General features: G+C 66.8%; 7 protein-coding genes. All 7 read left to right on the forward strand.

Features of this window, described 5'->3' with window-relative positions; translation table 11 throughout:
* The 7 genes from ABEA33_RS14440 to ABEA33_RS14470 all read left to right on the forward strand — a co-directional run bounded on the left by ABEA33_RS14440 (position 1) and on the right by ABEA33_RS14470 (position 6,832).
* Positions 1 to 777 carry an enoyl-CoA hydratase/isomerase family protein gene (locus ABEA33_RS14440; RefSeq protein ID WP_345527496.1) on the forward strand — a complete coding sequence of 259 codons (777 nt, stop codon included), beginning with the start codon at positions 1 to 3 and terminating at the stop codon, positions 775 to 777.
* Positions 777 to 1,529, forward strand: a complete 753-nt coding sequence (locus tag ABEA33_RS14445) for an SDR family oxidoreductase (RefSeq protein ID WP_345527497.1) — start codon at positions 777 to 779, stop codon at positions 1,527 to 1,529. The genes ABEA33_RS14440 and ABEA33_RS14445 overlap by 1 nt, the downstream gene beginning before the upstream one ends.
* 120 nt (positions 1,530 to 1,649) lie before the next feature.
* Positions 1,650 to 2,429, forward strand: a complete 780-nt coding sequence (locus tag ABEA33_RS14450) for an aspartate/glutamate racemase family protein (protein WP_345527498.1) — start codon at positions 1,650 to 1,652, stop codon at positions 2,427 to 2,429.
* A gap of 23 nt (positions 2,430 to 2,452) precedes the next feature.
* The gene (locus tag ABEA33_RS14455) at positions 2,453 to 3,631 is read left to right on the forward strand and encodes an acyl-CoA dehydrogenase family protein (RefSeq protein WP_345527499.1); all 1,179 of its coding nucleotides are present in this window, start codon (positions 2,453 to 2,455) and stop codon (positions 3,629 to 3,631) included.
* Between the two features lie 10 nt (positions 3,632 to 3,641).
* Positions 3,642 to 4,433, forward strand: a complete 792-nt coding sequence (locus ABEA33_RS14460) for an enoyl-CoA hydratase/isomerase family protein (RefSeq protein WP_345527500.1) — start codon at positions 3,642 to 3,644, stop codon at positions 4,431 to 4,433.
* Positions 4,433 to 5,602, forward strand: coding sequence for an acyl-CoA dehydrogenase family protein (locus ABEA33_RS14465; RefSeq protein ID WP_345527501.1), 1,170 nt, complete (start codon positions 4,433 to 4,435; stop codon positions 5,600 to 5,602). The genes ABEA33_RS14460 and ABEA33_RS14465 overlap by 1 nt, the downstream gene beginning before the upstream one ends.
* 36 nt (positions 5,603 to 5,638) lie before the next feature.
* Positions 5,639 to 6,832 (forward strand): thiolase family protein, encoded by a 1,194-nt coding sequence (locus ABEA33_RS14470; RefSeq protein WP_345527502.1) that lies wholly within the window; start codon positions 5,639 to 5,641, stop codon positions 6,830 to 6,832.
* Positions 6,833 to 7,198: the final 366 nt, after the last annotated feature.

Here is a 7,198-nt window from a genome sequence, read left to right on the forward strand (position 1 = left end):
ATGAGCTACCAATACGTCCGCCTCGAGCGTGTCGGCGCGACCGGTGTCGTCACCATCGCCAACCCACCGGTCAACGCCCTCCACCCCGATGTCGCCGCGGACATCGAGAGCGCCGCCCGGCAGGTGGAGAAGGACACCTCCCTGCGGTCCATGATCCTCACCGGTGAGGGTCGCTGCTTCGTCGCTGGCGGAGACATCCGGTACTTCACGGAGATCGACCGACGCGGCGCCGCCGACATGGCGCTGCGGGTACAGCGGATGCAGAACGTGCTGTTCGACCTGCGCGTCCCGGTGATCGCGGCCATCAACGGCCACGCACTCGGCGGAGGTCTGGAGCTGTTGCTCTCGTGCGACTTCGCCCTAGCTGAGGAACAGGCCAAGATCGGGGTCACCGAAGTGCAGCTCGGTCTGATCCCCGGCGCCGGCGGCACTCAGATGCTCTTTTCGGCGCTGCCGTTCGGCACCGCCAAACGGCTGCTGTTCACCGGCGACCGTCTCACTGCCGCTGAGGCGGCGCGGTGGGGGCTGGTCGACCAGGTCTGCGAGCAAGGCACATCCGTCGAGGTCGCCCTCGACATCGCCAAGCGGATCAACTCCGCTGGACCACTTGCGGTCGAGGCGGCGAAGCGTTCAGCGAACTTCCGTCTGCGTCACTCGCTCGACGAAGGCCACCGACGCGAGGTCGACATCTTTTCAGCTCTCTTCGAGACGACCGACCACCGCGAGGGGATCACCGCCTTCCTCGAGCGCCGCAGCCCCAACTACGAGCGGAAATGATGACCGTGCACAGCGGCGTCGCCGTCGTCACCGGAGGCGGTGGAGGACTTGGAGCAGCCACCTGTCGGCGCTTGGCGTCTGACGGCTGGCGAGTTGTTGTCGTCGACATCGCCGAGGACGGAGCTGCCGCAGTGGTCGACGCGATCGTCGCCGACGGCGGAGTAGCTGTTCCCGCAATCTGCGACATCAGCGAACCCCGACGCGTCAAGGACCTTCAAGATCAGGTGCAGGCGGCATGGGGCGAGCCGGCGACCGCGCTGGTCAATCTAGCCGGAGCGGTCCGCAATGCGGTCCTCTCGAAGGTCACCGACGACGACTTCGACCTCGTGCTGCGCACCCATCTCTACGCGACTATGCACACGGTGCGAGCGTTCGCTCCTGGCATGAAGGCCGCCGGTCGCGGTCGGATCGTCAACACCAGTTCGGTCGCGGCGCGCGGCGTCGTCGCGGGCCTCAGCTACAGCTCGGCCAAGGGCGGCATCGAGGGTCTGACGCGCTCCGCAGCCGTCGAGCTCGCTCGCAATGCGATCACGGTCAACTGCATCGAGCCCGGCGTCATCGCAACGGGGATGTTCCTCGGCACCCCCGCTGACTTCCAAGACGCGCAGGTCGCCCAGATCCCCGCGGGACGCCCGGGCCAGCCCGAGGAGATCGCCGCAGCCGTCTCCTTCCTGGTTTCACCCGACGCGGGCTACATCACCGGTCAGACCCTGACCGTCTGCGGCGGTCTATCGGTCGGCGCACTGCGCTGAAGGCCCGCTCGACTTCTAGCCACGCGCTGAACCACAACCCGACCCGATCGAACCTTGACTCCCTGTCCCGCACTTGACACAATATCGAACGAGCGCTTGATTCTTTTGAGGGGTAATCACATGAGACTTGCCGTCGTCCACATCAACGCGGAGCGTGGATCCGAGCCCTACACCGAGATGGTCACCGAGGTCTTCGACCGGGTGAAGCGGCCCGAGACCGAGGTCGTCCACCGGTGGGCCAAGCTCAAGCGCGCCTCGGACACGGTGTTCAGCTATCCGTACTTCCTCAACGCGGTCGATGTCGCCCACAACATCCTCGACGCCGGCCGTGAGGGCGTCGACGGTGCGATGGTCGCCTGCAGCGGCGATCCTGGGATCCTCGAGGCACGGACCCTGGTCGACATCCCGGTCGTCGGACCCTGGGAGGCGACACTCCACCTGGCGAGCTCCTACGCCTACCGCTTCGGCGTGGTCACCGTCGAGGACCGGGCTTGGGCCGAGACCTGCCACAGCCTGATCGCCCGCAACGGCCTGCTGGACCGGTGTGTCGGAGTCCAGCGCATCGAGACCCCGTCGGCCAAGGCGTTCACGCAGGGCTTCCTCGACCCGGATCTCATCGTCGAGGACGTCCGCCGTCAGGCCGAGAAACTCGCCGACGCCGGTGCCGGCGCCATCGTGATCGGGTCGGCCGGCCTGAGCACCATGGCCGCCGCTGCCGGCCTGCACAGCATCGGCGACGGCATCCCAGTCTTCGAGACCCTCAGCGTCGGCCTGAAGACCCTCGAGATGCGCGTCGACCTGACCCAGAAGGGCGGTCTGCCCCCGATCGGCCGAACCGGCTACACCCAGCGGCTCGCCGACAGCGACACCGACCGCGTCCGCGCCCTTTTCGGGCTCTGAGCGCGACGACAGAGGAGAACAAGGTGGTAAACGATTCCGTAGCGCAGTCCCTGCTGACCGAGGACGAGCGCGAGTTCCAGGCTGTGGTCCGACAGTTCATGGACAAGCATGTAAAGCCCATTGTTCGGGATATGGAGCGCGCCGGTCGGCCCCCGGCAGACCTGCTCAAGCTCATGGGTGACCAAGGGCTCCTTGGGTGCTTCGCACCCGAGGAGTACGGCGGCGGGGGCGGCAGCCTGATGACGCGAGCAATCGTGGCCGAGGAGACCGCCCGCGTCGATGCCGGCCTCGACGCGACCCTGTTCGTGAACATGAGCCTGATCGCCCGCCACTTGATCAAGCGCGGCACCGAGGAGCAAAAGCGAAAGTACTTGGTGCCCCTCATCGCCGGCACCTCGTCCGCTTCGATCTGCCTGACCGAGGCGCACGGCGGATCAGACGCGCTCAGCCCGAAGACGACCGCCCGCCTCGACGGCGACGAGTGGGTGATCAACGGCTCCAAGACCTTCATCACCAATGCCCCGATCGCCGACGTCTTCATGGTCTTCGCCCGAACCAGCGGTGAGAGTCGACGCGCCCGCGGCGGCACCGCGTTCCTGGTCGAGAAGGACACTCCCGGCCTGTCGGTCGGCAAGCCGTTCGACAAGCTGTCCTTGCGCAGTTCGCCCACCGCTGAGGTCTTCTTCGATAACGTCCGCGTGTCTCCGGCACAGGTGCTCGGCGAGGTCGAAGAGGGCTTCTACTACATGTTGGAGGGCCTCGACCTCGAGCGCGTCTTCGAGGGGGCGTCCAACACCGGCATCGCCCAGGCCTGCCTCGAGTTGGCCGTCGAGTACTCCAGCCAGCGAGAGGTCTTCGGGGAGAAGCTCTCCTCGTACCAGCTGACCGCCGACAAGATCGCTCGGATGGCCACCGGCGTGGAGATGTCGCGGGTGATGTTCTACCACCTCATCCGTGAGCTCGAGCGTGGTGAGCAGGTCACGCGCTCCTCGGCCATCATCAAGCTGTACAGCTCGCAGGTCGCGGTCGAGGCCTCCCGCGAGGTGGTCCAGATCCTCGGCGGCTACGGCCTGATGGAGGAGTACCCGGCTGCTCGCCTCTACCGCGACGCCAAGCACCACGAGATCGGTGCAGGCACCAGCGAGATCATGAAGACCATCATCGCGCGTGAGACCTACAAGGCCGCTGGTGCGGGGAACTGAGGACGTCGCCATGTACTCCGAGTATGAGCGCATCGACGTCACGGTCACCGATGGCATCGCCACGGTCACCCTCGACAACCCGCAGAAGCTCAACGCGACCGACGCCCGCCTGCACACGGAACTCTCGACCATCTTCGTCGACCTGCAGCGCGACTCCGGAGTCGACGTGGTCGTGCTGACCGGTGCCGGTCGGGCGTTCTCTGCCGGGGGGGACATCGACTGGATGCAGGACGCCATCGACAACCCGGAGAGCTTTGAGCAGACGGTCGTGGAGGCCAAGCAGATCATCTTCTCCCTCCTCGACCTCGAGAAGCCGATCGTCGCGAAGGTCAACGGTGCCGCCGTCGGCCTCGGCGCGACGATCGCACTCTTCTGTGATGTGATCTTCGCCGCCGAGACCGCGGTCATCGGCGATCCGCACGTCTCGGTGGGTTTCGTCGCTGGCGACGGCGGCGCTGTCATCTGGCCACAGCTCGTCGGCTACGCCCGAGCCAAGGAGTACCTGATGACTGGGGAGCTCATCCCGGCAACGAAGGCCGCCGACATGGGCCTCATCAACCACGCCGTCCCCGCCGAGTCCCTCGACGCGAAGGTCGACGAGTTCGCACAGCGCCTGCGTTCGGGCGCAACCAAGGCGATCCGCTGGTCTAAGGTCTCGGTCAATATCGGGCTCAAGCAGCTGGCGCACTCCATCATGGACACCTCGCTTGCGTATGAGGCGCTGTCCAACCGGACCGCCGACCATGCCGAGGGCGTCGCGGCCTTCCGCGAGCGTCGCGAGCCCGAGTTCCAGGGCCGCTGATGAGCCTCGACACCAATACGTACCTCAGCGAGGACGCCCTCGAGCTCCGCGAGATCGTGCGCCGCTTCGTGGCTGAGAAGATGACGCGATCCGACGCGGCGGCATGGGACAAGGTCGCCGAGTTCCCCCGGCCGGTCTTCGACAAGCTCGCCGAGCTCGGTGTGATGGGCCTCGCGATTCCCGAAGAGCGCGGAGGAGTCGGACGCGACATCCACGCCACCCTCATGGTCATCGAGGAGCTCTCGAAGCGCAGCATGGCCATGGCCATCCCGTACATCATGGCCAGCTGCTACGCGGGCATGACTGTGGTCGAGTGCGCCTCGGAGGAGCAGAAGGAGACCTGGCTGCCTGAGATCGCCGCGGGTCGGATGCTGTTCGCCTACGGGTGGACCGAGCCGGACGTCGGCGCAGACCTCGCGAGCGTGAAGACGACCGTGCGCCGAGACGGAGACGAGCTCGTCATCAACGGAGCCAAGCGGTTCTGCACGGGTGCTGGGATCAGCGACTACATCTACACCCTCGCGAACTCCGACCCCTCCGGGGAGCGGTACCGCAACCTCAGCCTGGTCCTGGTACCGCCGGACGCCCCGGGCGTCACCATCACCCCTATCGACGCCATGGGCATCAAGGGCAGCAAGACGACCGACGTCACCTTCGAGGACGTGCGAGTCCCCGCCAACCTGCTCATGGGAGGCGAGGAAGGATGGAACCGCGGCTGGTCGATGATCACCGGCACCGGCCTGGACGTGGAGAAGCTCGAGGTCGCCGCCATGGCCCTCGGGCTCGGGATCGCTGCCTACGAGGACGCCCTGGCCTACGCCGAGCAGCGTGAGCAGTTCGGCGTTCCCGTGGTCAAGCATCAGTCGGTGGCCCACACCCTGGCCAACATGCGGGTTCAGCTCTACGCCTCTCGGCTCGTCCTCGACGACGCCGCCGAGCTCGCCAACCGCAACGAGCGCTGCGGAGTCCAGACCTCGATGGCCAAGCTCTTCGTCACCGAGGCCTGCAAGCAAGTCGTCCTTGACGCGCAGACCATCCTCGGCGCCTACGGGTACGTCGCCGACTTCGACGTCGAGCGCTACGTGCGCGACTCGCTGCTCATGCCGATCATCGGCGGCTCGTCCGCGATCCAACGCAACAACATCCACAACTGGTCGCGCCGGCGCTGAGCGCCCCCGCGGCGACCGGACTCTGAAAGGAACCCCATGCGCAAGGCAGTCATCGTCGACATCGTGCGAACCCCCGCCGGCCGCGGCAAGGCGGGAGGAGCCCTTTCGGAGTGTCACCCGGTGGAGCTACTGCGCACCGTGCTGACCGCTCTCGTCGACCGCACGGGCATCGACCCCGTCTTGGTCGACGACGTCATCGCCGGCTGCGTCGGCCAGGCCAAGGAGCAGGCCGTCAACATCGGACGCCAAGGCGTGCTGGCCTCCGGATGGCCCGAGAGCATCCCGGCGACCACGATCGACCGGCAGTGCGGGTCCAGCCAGCAGGCGCTCCACTTCGCGGCCCAAGGCATCATGGCCGGCTCCTACGACATTGCCGTCGCGTGTGGCGTGGAGTCGATGAGCCGGGTCCCCATCGGGGCTCCCACTATCGGCCTCGACCCCTATGGCGAGCGGATCCACCAGCGCTACGCGCCCGGACTGGTGAACCAGGGCGTTTCGGCCGAGCTGATCGCTCAAAAGTGGGCGCTCGATCGCGAGGCGCTCGACGCCTACTCCGCTCGCTCGCACGAGCGCGCCGCGCGGACCGCCGCCGAAGGTGGCTTCGACCATGAGATCGTGCCCGTCACCATCCGCCTTGCCGACGGCACCGAACAGATCGTCAGCGTCGACGAGACCATCCGCCCCGGCACCACCGCCGAGGGTCTCGGCGGCCTGCGCGCTTCGTTCGCGACCCCGGAGATGACGGAGCGGTTCCCTGGAATCGAATGGAACATCACGCCCGGCAACTCTTCGCCCCTTACCGATGGCGCCTCGGCCGCCCTGGTGATGGGGGAGGACGTCGCCGAGCGGCTCGGCTTGACGGCGCGGGCGCGCGTGCACGCGATGGCGCTGGCCGGCGATGACCCGATCTTGATGCTCACCGCCCCCATTCCGGCAACGCAGAAGGTGCTCGACAAGGCCGGCCTCACGATCGACGACATCGACACCTATGAGGTGAATGAGGCATTTGCTCCCGTACCCCTGGCATGGCAGATCGCACTGGGCGCAGACCCCGACCGGCTGAACCCTCGTGGCGGCGCCATCGCGCTCGGACACGCCCTCGGTGCCTCCGGGACGCGACTCATGGGCACGATGATCAACCACCTCGAGGCAACCCGGGGTCGGTACGGCCTGCAGACCATGTGCGAGGGCGGCGGCATGGCCAACGCCACCATCATCGAGCGGTTGTGAGCACCCGAAGCGGCACGGTCTTGTGGTTCGAGGCCGTTGAGCAACAACCTCGCGGAGACGGCGCAGACTTTCTCGTGCGCCTCCACGCAAAGACCTATGGCACGCCGTTCGCCGCGTGCGGTCGGGACGCAAGTAGCTTCGCAAAGCGCTGGGACGTGCCCTTCGCTTGGCATGGCCCGAACGCATGCACGCAATGCGCCGAGACCGGCGCGACGCTCGGTTCGAGTCGATAGGAAGAGGCAGTGAGCGAAGCTCTGTCTGACGGTGGGACCCTGTCGAATCTGTTGCAGGAGGATCGGCGGTTCGAGCCGCCGGCGGTGATCGCTGAGCACGCGAACCTGAAGGAGGAGGCGTACGAGCGGGCGG

The sequence above is a fragment of the Nocardioides endophyticus genome, assembly GCF_039543845.1.
Lineage (GTDB): Bacteria > Actinomycetota > Actinomycetes > Propionibacteriales > Nocardioidaceae > Nocardioides > Nocardioides endophyticus.

Excerpts from the sequence above, each read along its gene's own strand:
- ABEA33_RS14440 (WP_345527496.1), top strand. The coding sequence starts at position 1 with ATGAGCTACCAATACGTCCGCCTCGAGCGTGTCGGCGCGACCGGTGTC.
- ABEA33_RS14445 (WP_345527497.1), top strand. The coding sequence starts at position 777 with ATGACCGTGCACAGCGGCGTCGCCGTCGTCACCGGAGGCGGTGGAGGA.
- ABEA33_RS14450 (WP_345527498.1), top strand. The coding sequence starts at position 1,650 with ATGAGACTTGCCGTCGTCCACATCAACGCGGAGCGTGGATCCGAGCCC.
- ABEA33_RS14460 (WP_345527500.1), top strand. The coding sequence starts at position 3,642 with ATGTACTCCGAGTATGAGCGCATCGACGTCACGGTCACCGATGGCATC.
- ABEA33_RS14465 (WP_345527501.1), top strand. The coding sequence starts at position 4,433 with ATGAGCCTCGACACCAATACGTACCTCAGCGAGGACGCCCTCGAGCTC.
- ABEA33_RS14470 (WP_345527502.1), top strand. The coding sequence starts at position 5,639 with ATGCGCAAGGCAGTCATCGTCGACATCGTGCGAACCCCCGCCGGCCGC.